The sequence below is a fragment of the Streptomyces sp. NPDC032745 genome (assembly GCF_055579465.1).
The window spans coordinates 143,254-160,253 of record NZ_JBVING010000016.1 but is presented as its reverse complement, the minus strand read 5'-3'; the positions used below and the strand labels follow the sequence as shown (position 1 = coordinate 160,253).

Annotated in this window: 18 protein-coding genes; 8 read left to right on the top strand and 10 right to left on the bottom strand. The window is 71.5% G+C overall.

Translation table 11 applies throughout. The annotated features are described in order from the left end of the window. The first annotated feature begins 227 nt into the window (after positions 1-227). A complete protein-coding gene (locus ACZ5WG_RS32840; protein ID WP_468727981.1) occupies positions 228-1,268 on the top strand; it encodes an AraC family transcriptional regulator in 1,041 nt (346 codons plus the stop codon). A 24-nt stretch (positions 1,269-1,292) separates the two neighbouring features. Here the strand turns inward: ACZ5WG_RS32840 and ACZ5WG_RS32835 are convergent, their stop codons facing one another. Next, the gene (locus tag ACZ5WG_RS32835; RefSeq protein ID WP_468727979.1) at positions 1,293-2,897 is read right to left on the bottom strand and encodes a phospholipase D family protein; all 1,605 of its coding nucleotides are present in this window, start codon (positions 2,895-2,897) and stop codon (positions 1,293-1,295) included. Positions 2,898-3,057: 160 nt separating this feature from the next. Between ACZ5WG_RS32835 and ACZ5WG_RS32830 the strand changes: the two genes are divergently transcribed. The 3 genes from ACZ5WG_RS32830 (at position 3,058) to ACZ5WG_RS32820 (ending at position 6,673) form a co-directional block, all read left to right on the top strand. Further along, a complete protein-coding gene (locus tag ACZ5WG_RS32830; protein WP_468727977.1) occupies positions 3,058-4,431 on the top strand; it encodes a pyridoxal phosphate-dependent decarboxylase family protein in 1,374 nt (457 codons plus the stop codon). A 29-nt stretch (positions 4,432-4,460) separates the two neighbouring features. Further along, entirely contained in the window at positions 4,461-5,711 is a 1,251-nt protein-coding gene (locus tag ACZ5WG_RS32825; RefSeq protein WP_468727975.1) for a hypothetical protein, read from the top strand. Positions 5,712-6,055: 344 nt separating this feature from the next. Further along, a complete protein-coding gene (locus ACZ5WG_RS32820; RefSeq protein ID WP_468727974.1) occupies positions 6,056-6,673 on the top strand; it encodes a class I SAM-dependent methyltransferase in 618 nt (205 codons plus the stop codon). A 37-nt stretch (positions 6,674-6,710) separates the two neighbouring features. On the opposite strand, the gene ACZ5WG_RS32815 is transcribed toward ACZ5WG_RS32820, so the two are convergent. Both ACZ5WG_RS32815 and ACZ5WG_RS32810 read right to left on the bottom strand, forming a co-directional pair. Further along, positions 6,711-7,946 carry a serine hydrolase domain-containing protein gene (locus tag ACZ5WG_RS32815; RefSeq protein WP_468727973.1) on the bottom strand — a complete coding sequence of 412 codons (1,236 nt, stop codon included), beginning with the start codon at positions 7,944-7,946 and terminating at the stop codon, positions 6,711-6,713. Positions 7,947-8,087: 141 nt separating this feature from the next. Then, positions 8,088-9,161, bottom strand: coding sequence for a DUF5954 family protein (locus tag ACZ5WG_RS32810; RefSeq protein ID WP_468727972.1), 1,074 nt, complete (start codon positions 9,159-9,161; stop codon positions 8,088-8,090). Positions 9,162-9,385: 224 nt separating this feature from the next. Between ACZ5WG_RS32810 and rpmG the strand changes: the two genes are divergently transcribed. The 4 genes from rpmG to ACZ5WG_RS32790 all read left to right on the top strand — a co-directional run bounded on the left by rpmG (position 9,386) and on the right by ACZ5WG_RS32790 (position 11,102). After that, positions 9,386-9,550 carry a 50S ribosomal protein L33 gene (gene rpmG, locus ACZ5WG_RS32805; RefSeq protein ID WP_365955876.1) on the top strand — a complete coding sequence of 55 codons (165 nt, stop codon included), beginning with the start codon at positions 9,386-9,388 and terminating at the stop codon, positions 9,548-9,550. 66 nt (positions 9,551-9,616) lie between these two features. Further along, the gene (locus ACZ5WG_RS32800; RefSeq protein WP_468727970.1) at positions 9,617-9,859 is read left to right on the top strand and encodes a type B 50S ribosomal protein L31; all 243 of its coding nucleotides are present in this window, start codon (positions 9,617-9,619) and stop codon (positions 9,857-9,859) included. Positions 9,860-10,006: 147 nt separating this feature from the next. Beyond that, the gene (locus ACZ5WG_RS32795) at positions 10,007-10,612 is read left to right on the top strand and encodes a GPP34 family phosphoprotein (RefSeq protein WP_468727968.1); all 606 of its coding nucleotides are present in this window, start codon (positions 10,007-10,009) and stop codon (positions 10,610-10,612) included. A 133-nt stretch (positions 10,613-10,745) separates the two neighbouring features. Then, entirely contained in the window at positions 10,746-11,102 is a 357-nt protein-coding gene (locus ACZ5WG_RS32790) for a PHD finger domain-containing protein (RefSeq protein ID WP_468727967.1), read from the top strand. A gap of 67 nt (positions 11,103-11,169) precedes the next feature. Here ACZ5WG_RS32790 and ACZ5WG_RS32785 read toward each other — a convergent pair whose 3' ends face one another. From ACZ5WG_RS32785 to ACZ5WG_RS32755, 7 genes are all read right to left on the bottom strand, one after another. Further along, entirely contained in the window at positions 11,170-11,661 is a 492-nt protein-coding gene (locus ACZ5WG_RS32785) for a hypothetical protein (RefSeq protein ID WP_468727966.1), read from the bottom strand. A gap of 82 nt (positions 11,662-11,743) precedes the next feature. Then, positions 11,744-13,114 carry a protein kinase domain-containing protein gene (locus tag ACZ5WG_RS32780; protein ID WP_468728115.1) on the bottom strand — a complete coding sequence of 457 codons (1,371 nt, stop codon included), beginning with the start codon at positions 13,112-13,114 and terminating at the stop codon, positions 11,744-11,746. Further along, positions 13,111-13,857, bottom strand: coding sequence for an FHA domain-containing protein (locus ACZ5WG_RS32775; RefSeq protein ID WP_468727965.1), 747 nt, complete (start codon positions 13,855-13,857; stop codon positions 13,111-13,113). The genes ACZ5WG_RS32780 and ACZ5WG_RS32775 overlap by 4 nt, the downstream gene beginning before the upstream one ends. Positions 13,858-13,933: 76 nt before the next feature. Next, positions 13,934-14,812, bottom strand: a complete 879-nt coding sequence (locus ACZ5WG_RS32770; RefSeq protein WP_468727963.1) for a peptidoglycan DD-metalloendopeptidase family protein — start codon at positions 14,810-14,812, stop codon at positions 13,934-13,936. Between the two features lie 145 nt (positions 14,813-14,957). Next, complete coding sequence (locus ACZ5WG_RS32765) at positions 14,958-15,161, bottom strand: hypothetical protein (RefSeq protein ID WP_468727962.1); 204 nt, start codon at positions 15,159-15,161, stop codon at positions 14,958-14,960. A 156-nt stretch (positions 15,162-15,317) separates the two neighbouring features. Next, positions 15,318-16,709, bottom strand: coding sequence for an amidohydrolase family protein (locus ACZ5WG_RS32760; protein WP_468727961.1), 1,392 nt, complete (start codon positions 16,707-16,709; stop codon positions 15,318-15,320). After that, positions 16,706-16,969, bottom strand: coding sequence for a hypothetical protein (locus ACZ5WG_RS32755; protein ID WP_468727959.1), 264 nt, complete (start codon positions 16,967-16,969; stop codon positions 16,706-16,708). Before ACZ5WG_RS32755 ends, ACZ5WG_RS32760 begins: the two co-directional genes overlap by 4 nt. Positions 16,970-17,000 lie beyond the last annotated feature (31 nt).

Sequence of the window (17,000 nt, the reverse complement as noted above, 5' to 3'; positions counted from 1 at the left end):
GCCGGCACGGCTCGGCATGCCGGCCGACACCCCGCCTGCGGGCGCCGTCCGTACCTCCCGAGAACGATCACCACGCTATGGCGGCGACCTCTGCTCGGCACAGGGCAGCGCGCGCCAGCCAGGGGACCGTGCGCGCCAAGGGGGGACTCTCCACGCCGTGATGGGGACATCAGGCGCCGTGTCACGACGATGACCTGGCAATTCCTGCTGGTCTATGCTCATCCGCTGTGATCTTGCATGCGCACCAGGGGACGACCTCCTCGGCCCTCACCCGTCTGAGCGTCAACGCCGCTCGTCGGCTCGGCATACCCCAGGACGGATACGCGCACCTGCTCGGCCTGGCGCCCGAGCACCTCAACGACGACCTGTGCCGGACCCCCGCGGCCACGAGCATCCGCATCGCGGAACTGACGACCGTCCACGCTTCCTGGACCGAGTTGGCCCTGGTACTGGCAGAGCAGTCGGGCATCGGCGCCCTCGGGGTCTGGGACTACCTGATCACCTCTGCGCCCACACCGCTGGACGGGATCCGAGACGCCTCGGCGTACTTCGCCACCGTCGCCGACACCGGCACCGACAACCTCCGGATCGTCGAGGAGGGCGACCGGATCACCATCAGCCACGTCAACGAGGCCGATCTGACGTACGAGGCCGCCTGCGCCATCCGCGCCTATGCGCTCGGCCTGTACCGACGGCGTCTGAGTGAAGCCGCACAGCGCCGCCTCGTTCCCCTCCGCGTCACCCTGGCCGCCGAAGCACCCCGTCGGCACGAGGCGCTGACCGGGCTGTACGGCACCCGCGCCATCGAGTTCGAGGCCCCGGTCAGCTCGATCACCTTCCGCACCTGCGACTTGAGTGCGCCGACACCACACGCCCAGCCCGGACTGTCGACCGTGCTTCGAAGACACGCCGAGCAGACCCTCGCCGGAGCGATCCCGCTGCACAACTGGCTGGACCTCTTCCGCACCGCCCTGGCCTCCGTCCACGACGAGACCACCGCTGCGACGCTGCCCGCAGTGGCACGCCGCATGACCGTCAGTACGAGAACCCTCCAGCGGCGCCTCGACGAACACGGCACCACCTGGAGCAACGAAGTCGAGGCCGTGCGGCGGGCCCACATCACGCGGCTGCTCCACGACACCGACCTCGGCATCGACGCGATAGCCGCTCGGAGCGGCTACGCCGACGCCCGCGCGCTGCGGCGGGCGGTCCAACGCTGGTACGGCACCACGCCCGCCAGGCTGCGCCGCGACGGGCGTTCGGCCTGAAGGCCTCGCTCCGCTCCTCCCGCGTCAGAAGCTGTTGTGACGGCGCATTCTGAGGGGGCGTCCGTCCGGGTCGATCAGGGCGCGGTGCAGCGGCGCCGCGAGGAGTCGTCGGGCGGTCGGCAGGTCCGGCGGAACATAGCGGCGCAGTCTGCCCGCAGGGCGCGGCCCGCGACGGCCGGCCGCGTGCCAGGCGTCCAGTGCCGCGGCGGCCTCCCCGTACGCGTCGAATGCGGTCCCCGGGTCGCACAGCCCCGGCTCCGCCCCGTCCTGCGCGTCGAGGTGTTCGCGCATGAGCTCCAGACGCAGTTCCCGGGCGAACCGGCGGGCGCCGTCCCCGAGTCCGCCCGGATCGTGCGGCGGCCGCGGATCGCCGCTCCGGTCGAGGACGGCGCAGCTCAGCTCGGAGTCGTGCGTCCACGAACGCAGGTTCACGTTGTCGGAGCCGACCGCAGCCCATACGTCGTCGATCACGCACACCTTGGCGTGCACGTACACCGGGGTTCCGGCGTGGTTCTCCAGGCCGTACACCGCGACCCGGTCCCCGCCCGCGCGGCGCAGCTCCTCCAGGGCGGTGATCCGTCCGATCAGGTTCACGGGCCCGGTGAGCCGGCCGTCCTGCTCCGGGACGGAGGGGATGACGGCGATCAGCCGCAGCCGTGGGTGCGCGCGCAACGCCCGGGCGAAGCAGTCGACCACGCGCGGGGACCACAGGTACTGGTCCTCCAGGTAGATGAGCCTCCGGGCCCGCCGCAGCGCCTTCAGATAGCCGCGGGCGATGCTGCGCTCGCCGTCGGGGGCGAAGGGATACCCGCGCAGCAGCCGGTTCGGGTAGGTGCGCAGCACCTGAACGGCGTGCGTACCGCACGGCGGAGGATCGGCGCCCTGCGGCGGCAGCTCGTCGGCGCTGGTGTCCTCCCGGTGCCACAGCTCGCGCAGGCGGATCAGGGGGCTGCGGCTGAGCGGCGCCGGATCCTCCCAGCGTTCGCGGAAGACGGCTTCGACGTCGCCGACGGCGGGCCCGCTCACCGCGAGCTGGACGTCGTGCCACGGGGGGTGCGGACCGTAGGCCGGTGCCATGGGCAGCGACTGGCGGTCGCCCCGGTGGACGGCATCGTCGTTGCGGTTGTGGCACAGGTCGATCCCGCCGACGTACGCGACATCGCGCTCCGGGCGGCCGGGGTGGCGCAGCACCACCGTCTTCTGGTGGTGCGAGCCGCCGGGCCGCACGCGCAGGTCCAGCAGGCATTCGCCGCCCGCCGCCTCGACCTGCTCGCCGAGGGAGCGGTTCTCCTCCTCGCTGAACCGGAAACCGTCCAGGTGGGAGCGCCACAGCAGTCCCTTGACGATGACACCGCGCTCCGCCGCGCCGCCGAGTACCGCCCCGATCTCCGTACCGGCTCCGGCCAGCCGCTCATCGGGATCGCCGCGCCAGTCGGTGAACAGGAGCAGATCGCCCGCGTGCATCCCCCGGATCCGCTCGAGGAGCTCGGCGAAGTACGCCGCTCCGTGGACCAGCGGCCGCGCGTCGTTGCCCTCGGACCAGGCGACACCGTCGGCCCGGCGCTTCTCCAGCCGGGTGGCGGGGTTTCCGCGTTCTCCGGGCTCCAGCAGCCAGTCCGAGTGGGGCATGGCGCGACCTCCACGCACCCGTCTACCCGCTGTCGGCCCGTCCACCCGCGCAACCCGGTGATACGAGCTGCTCCGAGGCCGTACGCATCGATGGTGCAGGTCTGCCGGCCGAGCGGGGCGTGGCTTGCGGGGCAGCGGTGGCGGTCCCATAGTCCGAGGTATGGACGCGCGAGAGAGGGCGCTCCAACGAGCGTACGACCATGCCACCCACTGGCTGGCGAGCCTGGCCGACCGCCGGGTCCCTGCGCGCGCTTCGGTCGACGAGATCGCGCGTGCGCTCGGTGCCGAGCTGCCCGATGGGCCCAGCGCGTCGGCCGATGTCGTAGACCTGCTGGCCACGGCCTGTGAGCCGGGGCTCACCGCGTTCCCCAGCGGTCGCTTCTACGGGTTCGTGGTCGGTGGCACCGAACCGGCCGCGCTGGCCGCAGACTGGCTGGTCGGTGCCTGGGACCAGAACTGCGTGATGCGCGCCGCCTCGCCCGCGTACGCGGCGGTGGAGGACGTGGCCGGCAGGTGGTTGCTCGATCTGCTCGGCCTGCCGGGCGGCAGCGCCGTCGGCTTCACCACGGGTGCCACGATGGCGAACTTCACCTGCCTCGCCGCCGGGCGCGACGCGGTGCTGCGCCGCGCCGGCTGGAACGTCGCCCGCGACGGCCTCGCCGGTGGGCCGCCTGTACGCGCCATCGCCGGCGAGGACCGCCACATGGCCGTCGACCTGGCGCTGCGCTATCTCGGGCTCGGCAGTCCGGAACTGGTGAAGGCGGACGATCAGGGTCGCATCGAGCCCGGGGCTCTGCGGCGCACCCTGGCGAGCGGCGGCCGGGGCCCGGCGATCGTGATCCTCCAGGCCGGAGAAATCCACTCCGGCGCTTTCGACCCCTTCGTCGAGACGATCCGCGCCGCTCGCGAGGCGGACGCATGGGTACACGTCGACGGCGCCTTCGGACTGTGGGCAGCCGCCTCTCCGACGTACGCACACCTGACCGCGGGCTGCACAGACGCCGACTCCTGGGCGACGGACGCCCACAAGACCCTGAACGTGCCCTACGACTGCGGGCTCGCCGTCGTGCGCGACCCGTCCGCGCTCCGGGCGGCCATGGGTCTGCAGGGCGATTACCTCATCCAGGACGAGCGCGGCGACCCCATCGACAAGGTGCCCGAGCTCTCCCGGCGCGGCAGAGCCTTCACCGTGTGGGCCGCACTCAGGTCCCTCGGCCGATCGGGGGTGGCAGACCTTGTCGAGCGGCTATGCCGGCACGCCTCCGCTTTCGCCGCCGGAATCGACGGGATCGACGGGATCGACGGCGCGACCGTCCTCAACGATGTGGTGTTCACCCAGGTCTGCGCCGAGTTCGGCGGCGACGAACGCACGGAGCGGGTGCTCAATCGGCTGCTCGACGACGGCACGGCGTGGATCAGTGGCTCCACCTGGCACGGTCGCCGCGTCATGCGGATCTCGGTGAGCAACTGGTCGACGACCGAAGACGATGTGATGCGCACCCTCGACGCCATCCGGCGGGCATCCACCGGGTGACCGGGCTCCGCCCGTGGTTCCATGGCGGCGTGGAGAGCATCGCTCAGCGCCTCCTGACCGGTTTCCCCCCGTCCGCGCGGATCCGCCCATCGCGCCGCGACGGGCTGCACGGTCTGCTGCCTCCGGTCGTCGCGTGGCTGATGGCGAACCTCGTCACCTGGCTGATTGCGAATTCCTCTGTTTCCGGCGATGGATCCAAGGTGGTGTATTGGTCCGCGGACGGTCGCCGCCGCTGGGATTCCGAACACTATCTGTCCATCGCCAGGACCGGATACGAGATGTTTCGGTGCCATGATCGCTACGCGGACTTTCCCGATGTGATGTGCGGAAACGTCGCCTGGTTTCCTGGTTATCCGATGCCGGTCCGGGCGGTTTCCGCCACCGGTCTTTCCTACGAGATATCCGCTGTTTTCGTCGCTGAGGCGTCCCTGTTCGGCATGTTCGCGGTGCTGTGGTGGTTACTGGGCGCCCGGCTCACCTGGGCCACCGGCCTCACCCTCGCCATCGGTGTGGTTTTCCCCGGCGGTATCTATTTCCATGCGATGTTCCCGATCGCCACGGGAACGTTGGCGTTGCTCGTCTGTATCGCCGGAGTGAAGCGCGGCTCCTGGGGCATCGCCGCTGCCGGTGGTTTCGTGGCGGCCTCCTGCCATCTGGTCGGTGCGGTCGCCGTCGGCATGCTGTTGTCGAGCGCGTTCTTCGCATGGCAGCGAGATCCGTGGCCCGTACGGCTCGCGAAGGCCGGGGCGTCAGCGGCCATCGCCGGCTGCGGCGTCCTGTGGGCCAAATGGCTGATGTGGCAGGCGACGGGCCGCTGGGACGCGTACGAGACCATCCAGAGGTCCAGTTACCAGCAAGGTGGCCTACGTCAACCCTTCGACGAGATGAGGAAGGCGTACGGTTTCCCGTTCAGCGACTGGTACCGGCCCGAAGGGCACCTGCCATGGCTGGTGGAGCACAGTCTCACCGCGCACAGGACCCAGCTCTGGCTGAACATGGTCTTTTTGCTGCTCGTAGTGGCGACGGCCGTGGTCCAGCTCATCCGAAACCGCCGGCTCGGCGCCGAGGAGTGGGCCGCCTTGATTCTGACGGTGGCAGTCTTCCTGCTGCCGTTCTTCGCCGGCGCGGAGATGTCGTGGTACCGCAACCATGCGCAAATGTTTGTCGGGCTCGTCCTGGTCAAGCACATGTCCCGATGGGTCCAGGTACCGCTGTTGGTCATTTGCGCTATCCAATACGCTCTTTTGGGGGCGATGTTCTTCGCCGGGGTTCTGGTGTAGGTGCTCCGCGCCCGGCCGGGGTCGTAACCTGGCGTGGCGGGGGTTCTTCGCCGCCTTCCCCGCCTACCGCAACGTCTTCACGTCCCTGCGGGCCGAGGGAGACCTGGTGACGGTCGAGGGGCACTCGGTGTGCAGGGAGCCCGTGCTCGCGGGACCGGCCCTGTGGACGGCCAGAGCCGCGGGGAAGCAGCTCGCCGAGTGGAGGGTCCATGAGGACTCGCCGGCCAACCGCACGCGGCTGGGCCTGCCCTCGAGGCCGCCCTGAGCCCGACACCCCGCATCGGTCCGCGGCTCGCACCGCCCCGGGCACGGTGCCAGACTTTTCGTGAGCGCCGGAGGCGGTCATGGGGTTGTACGCCGAGCACATCGTCCCGCGGATCCTCGACCTCGCATGCGGCATGGGCGAGGCCGAGGCCCTGCGGCGCCGTGTCTGCCAGGGCCTGCAAGGCGAAGTGCTGGAGATCGGGTTCGGCTCCGGGCACAACGTCCCCTTCTACCCACCGGCCGTCACCCGGGTGGCTGCCGTCGACCCCTCGGACGTGGGCTGGAAGCTGGCCGCCAAGCGTCTCGCAGCGACCACCACTCCCGTCGAGCGCTCGGGCCTCGACGGCCAGTCGCTGCCCTTCGCGGACGCGAGTTTCGACACCGCTCTGTCCACCTGGACGCTCTGCACCATCCCGGACGCCGGCGCCGCCCTGCAGGAGGTGCGACGCGTCCTCAAGCCCGGCGGAACCCTGCACTTCATCGAGCACGGGCTGGCCCCTGACGAGCGGGTACGCCGCTGGCAGCGCCGCCTCGACCCGCTGGAGCAGCGCCTGCTCGGCGGATGCCACCTCACCCGGCCCATCGCCGACCTGATCACCACCGCCGGCTTCACCATCACCGAGCTCGACGTCTTCTACGAGAAGGGCGCCCCGAAGTCCCTGGCCGCCGACTCCCTCGGCATCGCAGTGTCCCGTTGACATGGCCGGCTGGAGGTCCGCGCCCACCGGGCGGCCGTCAACCGCTTCCGGGCACGGACGGCTTGTGGCCGGGGTACACGTGATCGGGGGTCACGATGCCGGTGACTGCCTCGCCGAAGAGCGTGCTGGGCTCCTGGCCGTGGTAGCTGTCGTCGGTGTTGAGGAGGATGACCATGGTCGCCTGGGCCTGCGGCAGGTAGACGGGCAGGACCTCGTATCCGGGGATCGAGCCGTTGTGACCGATCCAGCCCTGGACGTTGAAGATGCCCAGCCCGTAGCCGTCACCCTGGAGGTTCATCGGGGTGGTCTTCAAACGCTCGGCCTGGGTCGCGGGCGTGAGCAGCCTGCCGGTGGCGAGTGTGCGGGCCCAGCTGCGCAGGTCCTGCAGGTCGGAGATCATCGCTCCGGCAGCCCAGGCCCAAGAGGGGTTCCAGCCGGTCGCGTCCTCGATCTCGCCCGAGGCCGTCTGGTTGGTGTAGCCGTGCGCGTACGGATCCGGCATGGCCGCGCTCGTGGGGAAGACCGTACGGCGGAGCCCGGCCGGTGCCAGGACGTCCTGTGCGATGACCTCGTGGAGCGGCCGGCCGGTGACCTTCTCCACCACCAGCCCGAGCAGGATCAGGTTGGTGTTGGAGTAGTCGAACTTCGCGCCCGGCGCGAACTGCACGGGGTGTTCGAAGGCGTAGTCGAGCAACTGCTGTGGTGTGAAGGACTGTTCGGGATCGGCTTGGAGCTTCTTGATGAAGTTCTCGTCCAAGCTGTAGTTGAAGAGCCCGCTGCGCATGCCTGCCAGTTCGCGCAGGGTGATGCGGTTCCCGTTCGGAACACCCGTGATGTAGGTGCCGATGGGGTCGTCCAAGGCGACCTTGCGTTGGTCCACCAGCTGGAGGAGGGCGGTGACGGTGAACGTCTTGGTCTCACTGCCGATGCGTACGTGGAGCCCGGTGGTCATGGGCGCGCCGGTCGCCTTGTCCGCCACACCGAAGGTCTTCACGTAACTCCCCTTGCCGGGGGCCCACAGGCCCACGGTCACGCCCGGCACCTTCGTCTGGCGCATGACCTGACGGATGGCCGCGTCCAGCTGTGCTGCAACGGCCGGCGTGAGCTGCGGGAAGGGCGTGTCGGAGTCCGGTGAGGGGGTGGCGGGGACGGGGATGGACGGCGCCGAGGCAGTCACCCCGGATGCGGAGCCCGCGACCGCCGGGACCATGAGCACGCCTGCGACGGCAGCAACCGCGCAGGCCCGGCGCAGCCGGACATGGGTTGGCTTCACGGCATGCTCTCCTGCCGTCCGAGAACCCCACAACACTACAACCCTAGGCCTGCGCCACCCCGGTCGCGAGGTGAGCCGTCCGGTGCACCTGGGAGTGGCCGTGGTGATCGGACCGGTGGCGGATCCGGGTCCGGGTACGGCTCATTCCTCGGGGAGGATGCGGCCGTCTTCGTCGAGGGCGGGGTGGAGTTGTCCGGGGTCCTGCGTGTTGGTGTCGGACGGGCGGGGACCTTCGGGTCCGTCGGGGCCCCAGCGCAGCAGGCGGCGGGTACGTGCGACCTGGTACACGGTGCCCTGGAATTCGAGGCGGTTGACGCGTCCGGCGCGGAGCGTGTCGGCGGCGCTGGCGTATGCGGCCAGTTTCGGCGGCGCCGATGTGCCGTCGGCGGTCAGGGTGCGGGCATCGGCGTGGAGGTCGGTGTCTTCGGGGATGTGTCCGCGCATGCGGGGCCACATCCAGGTCAGGGCGAAGTCCAGCGACTTGCGGGCATCGTGTGCGCTCGCGTGCGGGCCGCTGAGCGGGGTCCAGCTGCCGGCGGACTGCTCGACGACCGTGAACGCCGGCGGCAGCAGCAGGACGTCGGGGTGGCTGTCCAGCGCCTGCCGTGCATCGGAGCGCACGTCGGCGGGGAAGCGTCCACCGGTGTAGCACAGGCCGCGCAGCGCCACCTGCTCGAGCGCCTGGGTCGGGGTGACCGGGGCGTCCGGGTCCAGGACCAGGCCGTCGTCGACCTCCGGCCCCTGGGCCCCGCGGGTCCAGTCGGGGACCGGGGGCTCCGGATCGGTCGGGCGCGGCTCCTCGATGCCGCGCGGGCCCGCGACGGCGTACTCCTCGGCGCGCACGATCCGGTACCGGGTCCCGGACACTTCGAGTGCGTCGACCCGTTCGCCTTCGAGCCGGGCGACCGCCGCCAGCAGCGCGCGTCGCTCCGCCCTGTCGTGTGCCTCGTCCTTCGCCCGGAACCACAGCTTGCTGTTCAGGCTGTCGCGGGCCTGCTGCGGGCAGCCGGCCGTCACGGCGATCACCACCCGCCACCGCGACCCGTCCCCGGCGCCCTGCGCCGCCACCCCGAACAGCGGGCCCCGCACGACCACATCGCCCGCCCGCGCCACGGCGTCGACCGCATCGGCTTCCACCGCGGCTTCCACCGGCTCCACCGGCACCCGCACCACCACCGGCCGCGCCCCGCCCGGTTCCACATCCCCACGGTCCATGCCCACATCCTGGCGGCCACCGCACCACACCGCCGCCGATTCACCGTTTCCTCACCCTTCAGGCCGGCCGCCCGGCTGTCGCCCCGGCGATGGACGCCGAGGCGGTGCACCATCCGCGGCGCGGCGGGGCAGGGCGGGAATGCGTGGACCGAGGCTTCTGTTACACGAGGCAGCTGGCATGCGCGAGTCAAATATCGCGCCAGTGTCGCTGAGAGGAGCACCACGTGGCACGCAACGTCACGCGTCCCGTCGTCCGACTGAAGTCGACGGCCGGGACCGGCACCACCTACACGACGCGGAAGAACACCCGGAACAGCCCCGACCGGCTCGTCCTGCGGAAGTACGACCCGCTGGCCGGGAGGCACGTCGCCTTCCGAGAGGAACGCTGAGGCCCACCGGACGCCGCCGGGCACGCACGCATGCACTCGGCACACGCGCATGAGGAAGGAAACCGCATGAAGCCCCGTATCCACCCCGAATCCCGCTCCGTCGTCTTCCGCGACCGCGCAGCCGGCGCCACGTTCCTGACCCGGTCGACCGCGCACGCGTCGGGAACGATCGAGTGGGAGGACGGCAAGACCTACCCGCTGGTCGACGTCGAGATCTCGTCGGCGAGCCACCCGCTGTACACGGGGACCTCACGGATCGTGGACACCGAGGGCCGCGTGGAGCGCTTCAACCGCCGCTACGGCCGCTGAGCGCGGCCCCGCAGCCGACCGCTCGGCCCGGCCCCGCGCCTCGCAGGCCGGGCATGGCCGGGCCGGGGGCTTCCCGCGGCAGCACGGCGTGTTCCGCGAATGGGGGGCGATACTGGAATTCCACGCTGACTCCGAGGGGAGCCGTTCATGACCACGGCGAAAGACCTGTTCATCATCGCCATGGATCCGCAGCCGGAGCGTTCGGTGGGGCAGGGGGACCTGTCACTCGCACTCGCGGCAGCCGAGCTGATCGATCTCCTCGGCGAGCAGGCAGTCGCCTTGGACGGGGACGCCATCGTGCCGGGTCAGCAGCCGGCACTGGATGACCGCCAGCTGGGCGAGGCGTCGGCGGCGCTGGTGCGGCAGGTGCCGTACGAGCGGCTCGAGGACTGGCTGTGGCGCAGGGGACGCGACCTCGCCGCGGAGTACCAGACCGCCCTCGAGGCGGACGGTCAACTGGCTCGGGGGCGCAGCGGCCGGTCGCTCTTCGGGGCCGAGCGCCTGGAAGTGGTCGATTCACCCGCTCGCCGCCGGGCCCTCGGCCGCTGGGAGGCGGACGAGCCCGTCCTCGCCGCCCTCGCGGCGGTCGTGGGGATCGCGAGCGGGCCGTCCGAGGAGCTGCCGGGCCTCGACGACGAAGCGGTGACGACCGTGCTGGCCGTCGTGAACGACGCGGTGATGGAGCTGGAAGCCGTACGCCAGAGGCGGTCCATCGAGAAGGCTGCGTTCGCCAACGTGTGGCGCGCTCCGTGACCGGTGCGTGACGTGGTCTGCGTTCGACCGGTTCCGGCGCCATCGGCTCGACGACCCGGTTGCACGACGGCCGAAATGCAGCAGGTCGCCGAACCGGCTCCCGGACCGGGGCGCGAGCTTCTAGGCTGGTCACATGCGCCACACGCTCACCAGCCTCGCCAGTGCCTACGAACTGGAGCGCGTCAAGCGTGCCCCGGTCGGCGGGCGCGACTTCATGGCCCGCGCCGCCGCCTACGAAGAACGGGTGGCACAGCACCCCGACCTGCGCCACTGGTCCCCCGTGGACAACGCCGATCCCGGAGACGACGGGCCCACACGTGTTCTCGACGCCGACCTCGACGCGTGGACGCGCCTCGGCGACGGTCCGAACCGCGGCGCGTGGCGGATGGCGCGGTTCAACCGCCCCGAACAGGAGGACCAGCCCGGCGGCGCGCTGACCTGGCAGGAGCTCACGTACCACTACGGGCCGCTCACGGAGGACAGCCCCTGAAAGTTGCCGTTGACGCCGCCCCGCCCCCGGTCGGAAGCGACCGGGGGCGGGCATGCGTGACGGTCGATCAGCAGTTGCGGATGGAGTAGATCGGCGTCCAGTCCTGGCCCTGCTGGCCGCCGCCGGGCTTGAAGGACTTCACGACGCCGCCGCCCTGGTTGTACAGGTACGAGGTCGGGTTGCCGGTCTGGTTGTCGAAATACCACCCGTTGCCGTTCCAGTTGTACACCGAGTACCGGTTGCAGGTGTACAAGTGGAACATCTTCCAGTCCGACATCGTCGGATCCCAGACGAGGGTGCAGAGGTACCCGCTGTTGCAGGTGTAGCTGCCGCTCGGCGCCACGTGAGAGGTGGTGACGCCGGGCGAGATGCCCGGGGACGAGGCGGCGACGAGGGACGCCGACCGGGCGTTCGCGGGCGCGGCCGGCGCGACCAGGACGCGGGCGCTCGCGCCCTGGTCCGAGGGCGTGGCGGCCTCGGCCGACCCGGTGGTGAAGGCCGCCGTGAGCAGCATCGTGGTGACGCCGGCCAGGCCGAGAACGGAACGCTTGACGCGCATCGTGGACTCCTTGTCAGAGCGGTGTGACGTGCCTTGAGACTCGCGGAGGAGCCGTCCCGGCAGTACCTCGCGCCTGCGAGGGTCAGCAGTTCGGGACCCAGGCGTGGGAGCGCGGCCGGCCGGAGCCGGTGAGGTTGCTCCTGGTGCGCACCTTCACGCAGCCCAGCAGTTCCCGCCGGTCGGTCTGCGCGTAGTAGACGACGTCGACCTGGCTCGCCCCCTCGGAGAGGTCGAAACCGTTGTTGTAGACCGAGCGGGGCCCGCTGCGGGCCGCCCACGGGCAGGGGCTCTGGCCGTCGGCCCAGTCGGCGTCGCCGTCGACCCAGGAGCACATCTCGCCCCGGCCGTCCTCCTGCGCGAAGAAGCAGACGGCCCCGCGCCGGCACCGGTCGTACCCCGCATCGGCTGCGCCCCCCAGCGGGAGCAGCCCCGAGCCCCATACGGCCCCCAGGACCACGAGCGCCGCAGTCCCGGCCGTGATCACCACGCGGCGCCGCCGTCGCGGCCCGAGGGCGCGCGAGACCTTCGGCGCGCGCCTCGGCGCGGGCCGGCCCGCGGCCGCCGCCTCGACCCGGCTCAGCAGTGACGCCGCAGTGTGCCGGGCCCGGTCCTCGTGGCTGCGGGCCAGGCAGTCGCGGACGATGTCGCGCCAGGGCTCCGGCAGTTCCGGCGACAGGCGCAGTTCCTCCTCGCCCCTGGCGTAGCGGAGCGCCGCGTCCCGGCGGGCGGCGGACGTGCCGCCGGGCAGCGGCAGCGAGCCGGTCAGGACGACGTGGGCCAGTACGCCGAAGGCCCAGATGTCTGCGGTGGGACGGATCTTCGTCCCGCGTTCGCCGATCTCCGACCAGAGCAGGTCCGGCGGAGTGTAGTCGGGCGTCGCGAACGCGGGCGAGTACGCGTGGGTGCCCTCCAGCTCCGCAGCGGTGTTGAAGTCGCCGAGCCGCGCCGTGCCGTCCGGCATCAGCAGGACGTTCCCGGGCTTGAGGTCGCCGTGCACCCAGCCCGCCCGGTGCAGTTGGTCGAGCCCCTCGCAGACCTGGGCGAGGAGGGCGGGCCCCGCCGACGGCACTCCGTCGGCCAGCAGGGCGTCCAGGGACCCTTTCGCCTCCTCCAGGACGAGTACGGTGGCGCCGTCGAGTTCGGGACGGCCGGGGTCGTCGATCGTGAGCACCTCGTACATCCGGATCAGCCGGGGCGTGCACACCCGGCGCAGCACCTCGGTCTCGCGGTCGGCGAGCTCGCTCAGGTGCCGCAGCTGGCGCGGGGTACGGGTGCCGGTCGGGAGGAGCTTGAGCGCGGCCCGGCCGGGCAGGCCCGGCTCGGGAACGGCGCGTCGAGCGGCGTACACGCTGCCGAAGGCGCCGGCCCCGAGCAGGTGGCCGACGACCCAGGGGCCGATCCGGTAGCCCGGCGGGACCGCGAGGGCGCCCCGCTGCCCGGCCCGCCCGGTCAGGGGGCGGTACCGGTCGGGGCGGCCGGCAGGGCCGCCAGGTCATGCTCGCGGACCAGGTCGAAGCGCAGGGCCAGGGACACCAGGGTGTCCTTCTTGCCGACCAGCCGCGGTCCGGGATCCGCCGTGTCGGGGCCGGGCTTGAGACGGAGCTTGACCGCGAGGTAGTCGATGCTCCACTGCACGGCGGCCCGGTTCGCGGCCGGCCACGAGGGCCTCAGCCGTTCGACGACCTGCTCGACGGTGGGCAGCGGCGCGTGCGGTTCACCGCGCAGCCGCGGCTCACAGAGGGCGGTGAGGACCAGGAAGTACCGGCTGGAGCGGTCGAGCGGGAAGGCGAGCGCCGTCGGTTCCCCGCCGGGCTCGCCGGGCTCGTCCTGGTCGGCGTAGTCGTGGCGCGGCGCCCAGACGTCCAGCGTGAGCAGTTCGGAGCCGGCCGGCAGGACGAGGCGGGCGAATTCGAACGGGACGGGTGCGCCCAGCCGGCCGGGCGCGATTTTGATGTGCTCGCCGGCGCCTTCCGGGTTCTCGACCACGTACGTCGACGCACGGCTCAGGTTGCTGAGCGACCAGTACGTACCGGTGGCGGTGATCTCCCCCGCGGAGCGCGAGACGCCCGCGTGCGGGACGTGCAGGCGGCCGTCGCCCGCGCTGTCGCGGCCGAACCGGAGGGTCTGCCCCGGTGCCAGGCGGATCTGTGCGGCCGGGGACATGGTGGGCCCCGGAACCACGACGATGCTGTACACGCTGCTCCCATCCCCCAAGGTGCCGGGGGCATGGTAGCCAGCGGAATCAATCGTTTCTGTAAAGGTTGGCCTGTACTCAGCACTCGCCGCGCCACGCGAAGCGCTCGATGGTCCGGCCGCCGGCGGGCAGATTTCCGCGCCCCTCGTCCCAGCCGTAGTGCAGGCAGGCGGTGCCGCCCTCGTTGAAGTACACCTGCACGTGGTCGTAACCCGGCTGCGGCGTACCGTTGTTGAAGAAGGACCTGCGCAGGCCGCAGCGGCTTTCGGGCTCGTCGACGGCGGAGCGGCAGACGGTGCCCGTGCCATCGGCTCCCGAGTAGAAGCAGACCTGGCCTGACGGGCAGTCCTGCCAAGCCGCAGGTGCACCGGTGCAATTGCGGCTGGTGACGCTCGGCCAGTCCTTCCCTGCGCCCGTGTACGCGACACCGTCGAAGTAGGCCGGAACCCGGTGGCTCTCGTCGGTGAAGTCGCCGGAGGCCAGGAAGCGTTGCTCGTAGTGCAGGTGGGCCCAGCCGGAGGCGCCCGAGGTGCCGATCCGGCCGATCCGCGTGGACGGCTGGACGGACTCGCCCTTCTTGACGTAGGTGTCCGGGTCGTCCTTCAGGTGGTAGTACGCCGTGAACCAGCCGTTGCCGTGGCTGATCTGGATCGTGTTGCCCGAGCCGTCGTTCCGGTACGTGGCGGACACCGTGCCGGCGGCGGACGCCAGGACGGGCAGGCCGTCGGATCCCGTGTTGCCCTCCACCACCATGTCCAGCGCGGGGTCGTGGCCCCAGGTGTGCAGCTCCCAGGTCGTGCCGCACGGGAACGGCAGCTGGAACAGCGGCTCCGCCCCGGCCGCCGTCCTCGGGGGCGCGGCCGAGGCGGGAGCGGCCGAGGCGGGCATGCCCGCCAGGACGCATCCCGCCACGGACATCAGCACCAGCGCCCGCAGCATGCGCACGTACCGCATCATGTCTCCCCCTCGCGGCCTCCTGGACGGCGCCCCGCCAGGCGTTGTCGCGCACCATGGTCGGGGGCGGGGGGCGATCACGACACCTCGCAGGTACGAGGGTGCCCGCGACCCGGGTAGGCCCGTTCCGCCTGGTCGTGCTCTCCGGCTACCGGGCCCGGCCGAGGTCGAACACCTCGTGGCAGGCGGTGATGACCGCGCAGTACGACAGCCCCGACACGATCGGGGACACCTCGCCCGCGGTGACCGCGACCATGGCCTCGCCTGTCATCGTCGCGGCGAGAGCGAGCCGTTCGAGGCCCTCGGCGTCGAGCGGGCGGCGCAGGTCTGCCCGGGACAGGGACTCGTACACCTCGCCCCACGCCTGTCGCGGGCGCGCCTGACCGCGGGATCCCGGGCCGGGGCTGGATCCGGGTGCACATACCCGGTTTCGCAGCCTCGGGGCCCGCGCTGCGCGTGTGCAGGCAGCGCCGGTCCGTGCGCTGTACGCGGCAGGGGCGAGGGGTGGTCAGGCGGCAGGGGTGTCGAGCACGTACGTGCGCGAGGCGCGTACGGCACTGCGCAGTGCGGGGAGGTCGACGTCGAGGACCCGTCCGTTCCACTTGCGGGGTTCGCCGTTGATCAGAACCGCGCTGATGTTGCGCGGGTCGGAGCCCAGGACGATGGTGCCGATGGGATCGTTGAGCGGCATGTTGTTGAGGTCCTCGGCCTGCACGACCAGCAGATCGGCCTTCTTGCCCGGTGCGAGAGAGCCGGTGACGCCCGCGAGTCCGTTGGTCCGGGCGCCCTGGAGGGTGGCGAAGTCCAGGACGTCGCGGGTGGTGATCCGGGAGGGCTGCCGGTCGGTGCCGTAGGCGGCGTTGACCGCGCGCATCCGCTGGAGGGCGTGCAGGGTCCGCATCTGGGTGAACATGTCGCTGGCCAGGGCGACTTCGACGTCGATGCCGAGGCCGGGGCGGATGCCGGCGGACAGGGCCTCGTCGACGGCGGGAATCGCGGTCTCCAGGCCGATCTGGGCGTCGGAGGTGGGGGCGAGCGACACGGTGGTGCCGGTCTCCCCCATGGCCTTCCATGCCGCGGAGGTGAGTCCGGTGGAGTGGATGAGGGTGACGTCGGGGCCGAGGATGCCGCCCTCGGCCCAGCGCAGCACCGCCTTGGAGGACGCCGCGCCGAAGACGGCGTCCACACTCACTCCGATGCCCAATTCTGCGGCGACATGGGCGAGTTCAGGCCCGTAGGCGAGCGCGGGTCCGGCGATCTCGTCGGTGGCCAAGGCCGCCAGCCGCAGGGTCAGCAGCTGGTCGTCGCTGCTGAAGTACCGGTCCTTGATGCGGGTGAGATCGCCGGGCCACTGCCGGTCCCAGTCGCCGAAGTGCGGGCCCATGGAGGCGTGCACTCCGCGGATTCCGGTGTCGAGGAGGGCCTGGATCGCGGCGTCGGAGTGCTCGCGGGTGCGGGAGTTGTGGGAGAAGTCGAGCATCGTCGTGATACCGCTGTCGATCGCCGTCAGGGCGGCGAGCCTGGTGCCGATGTACATGTCCTCGGGCCGGTAGAGGGTAGCGTAGCCGGCCAGGGTGGTCATGACGTAGCCGCCCAGGTCGTCGACGTCCGGCATGATCCGGCGCAGCTGGGCCTGCCAGGCGTGCCGGTGGGTGTCGACGAAGCCGGGGGTGAGGATCGCGCCGGCGGCGTCGACGACAACGGCGTCAACCGCGCCGAGGTCGCCGCCGACCGCAGTGATCGTGTCGCCCTCGACCAGGAGATCGCCGCGGTCGATGACGCCGAGGCCGGGGTCCATGGTGACGATCGTCGCGCCGGCGAAGAGGATGCGTCGCCGGTCGGCGGGCAGGCGCCGGATCTGCGCGAGGACGGCATCAACGGCGGTGGGTTGGACATTCATGACAGGGCTTCTTTCCGTGCGCCGAAGAGGAAGGTGGCGAGCTGCGGCTGCCGGGCGGCGACCGGAACGGCTCGGCCATCAGCCTCGGTTGCGCTGCGTGCGGCAACCAGGCCGCCGTGTTCCCTGGTGTCGCGCACCCAGGATGCGGGCGGACCGTCGCGTGCCGCGCCCACGGCCGTTGCCGCCGCTTGGCCGGCGGTCCCCCGGTCTGCCATCATGAGCGAAACGGAACCTTGCTCCGCGGCAACGATGCGGAGCATCGTTCCGCTTTGCAGGACTCACTGAAGGGGC

Excerpts from the sequence above, each read along its gene's own strand:
- ACZ5WG_RS32795 (WP_468727968.1), top strand. The coding sequence starts at position 10,007 with ATGACCACGGCGAAAGACCTGTTCATCATCGCCATGGATCCGCAGCCG.
- ACZ5WG_RS32760 (WP_468727961.1), bottom strand. The coding sequence starts at position 16,709 with ATGAATGTCCAACCCACCGCCGTTGATGCCGTCCTCGCGCAGATCCGG.
- ACZ5WG_RS32820 (WP_468727974.1), top strand. The coding sequence starts at position 6,056 with ATGGGGTTGTACGCCGAGCACATCGTCCCGCGGATCCTCGACCTCGCA.
- ACZ5WG_RS32790 (WP_468727967.1), top strand. The coding sequence starts at position 10,746 with ATGCGCCACACGCTCACCAGCCTCGCCAGTGCCTACGAACTGGAGCGC.
- ACZ5WG_RS32770 (WP_468727963.1), bottom strand. The coding sequence starts at position 14,812 with ATGATGCGGTACGTGCGCATGCTGCGGGCGCTGGTGCTGATGTCCGTG.
- ACZ5WG_RS32835 (WP_468727979.1), bottom strand. The coding sequence starts at position 2,897 with ATGCCCCACTCGGACTGGCTGCTGGAGCCCGGAGAACGCGGAAACCCC.
- ACZ5WG_RS32810 (WP_468727972.1), bottom strand. The coding sequence starts at position 9,161 with ATGGACCGTGGGGATGTGGAACCGGGCGGGGCGCGGCCGGTGGTGGTG.
- ACZ5WG_RS32785 (WP_468727966.1), bottom strand. The coding sequence starts at position 11,661 with ATGCGCGTCAAGCGTTCCGTTCTCGGCCTGGCCGGCGTCACCACGATG.
- ACZ5WG_RS32830 (WP_468727977.1), top strand. The coding sequence starts at position 3,058 with ATGGACGCGCGAGAGAGGGCGCTCCAACGAGCGTACGACCATGCCACC.
- ACZ5WG_RS32800 (WP_468727970.1), top strand. The coding sequence starts at position 9,617 with ATGAAGCCCCGTATCCACCCCGAATCCCGCTCCGTCGTCTTCCGCGAC.
- ACZ5WG_RS32755 (WP_468727959.1), bottom strand. The coding sequence starts at position 16,969 with ATGCTCCGCATCGTTGCCGCGGAGCAAGGTTCCGTTTCGCTCATGATG.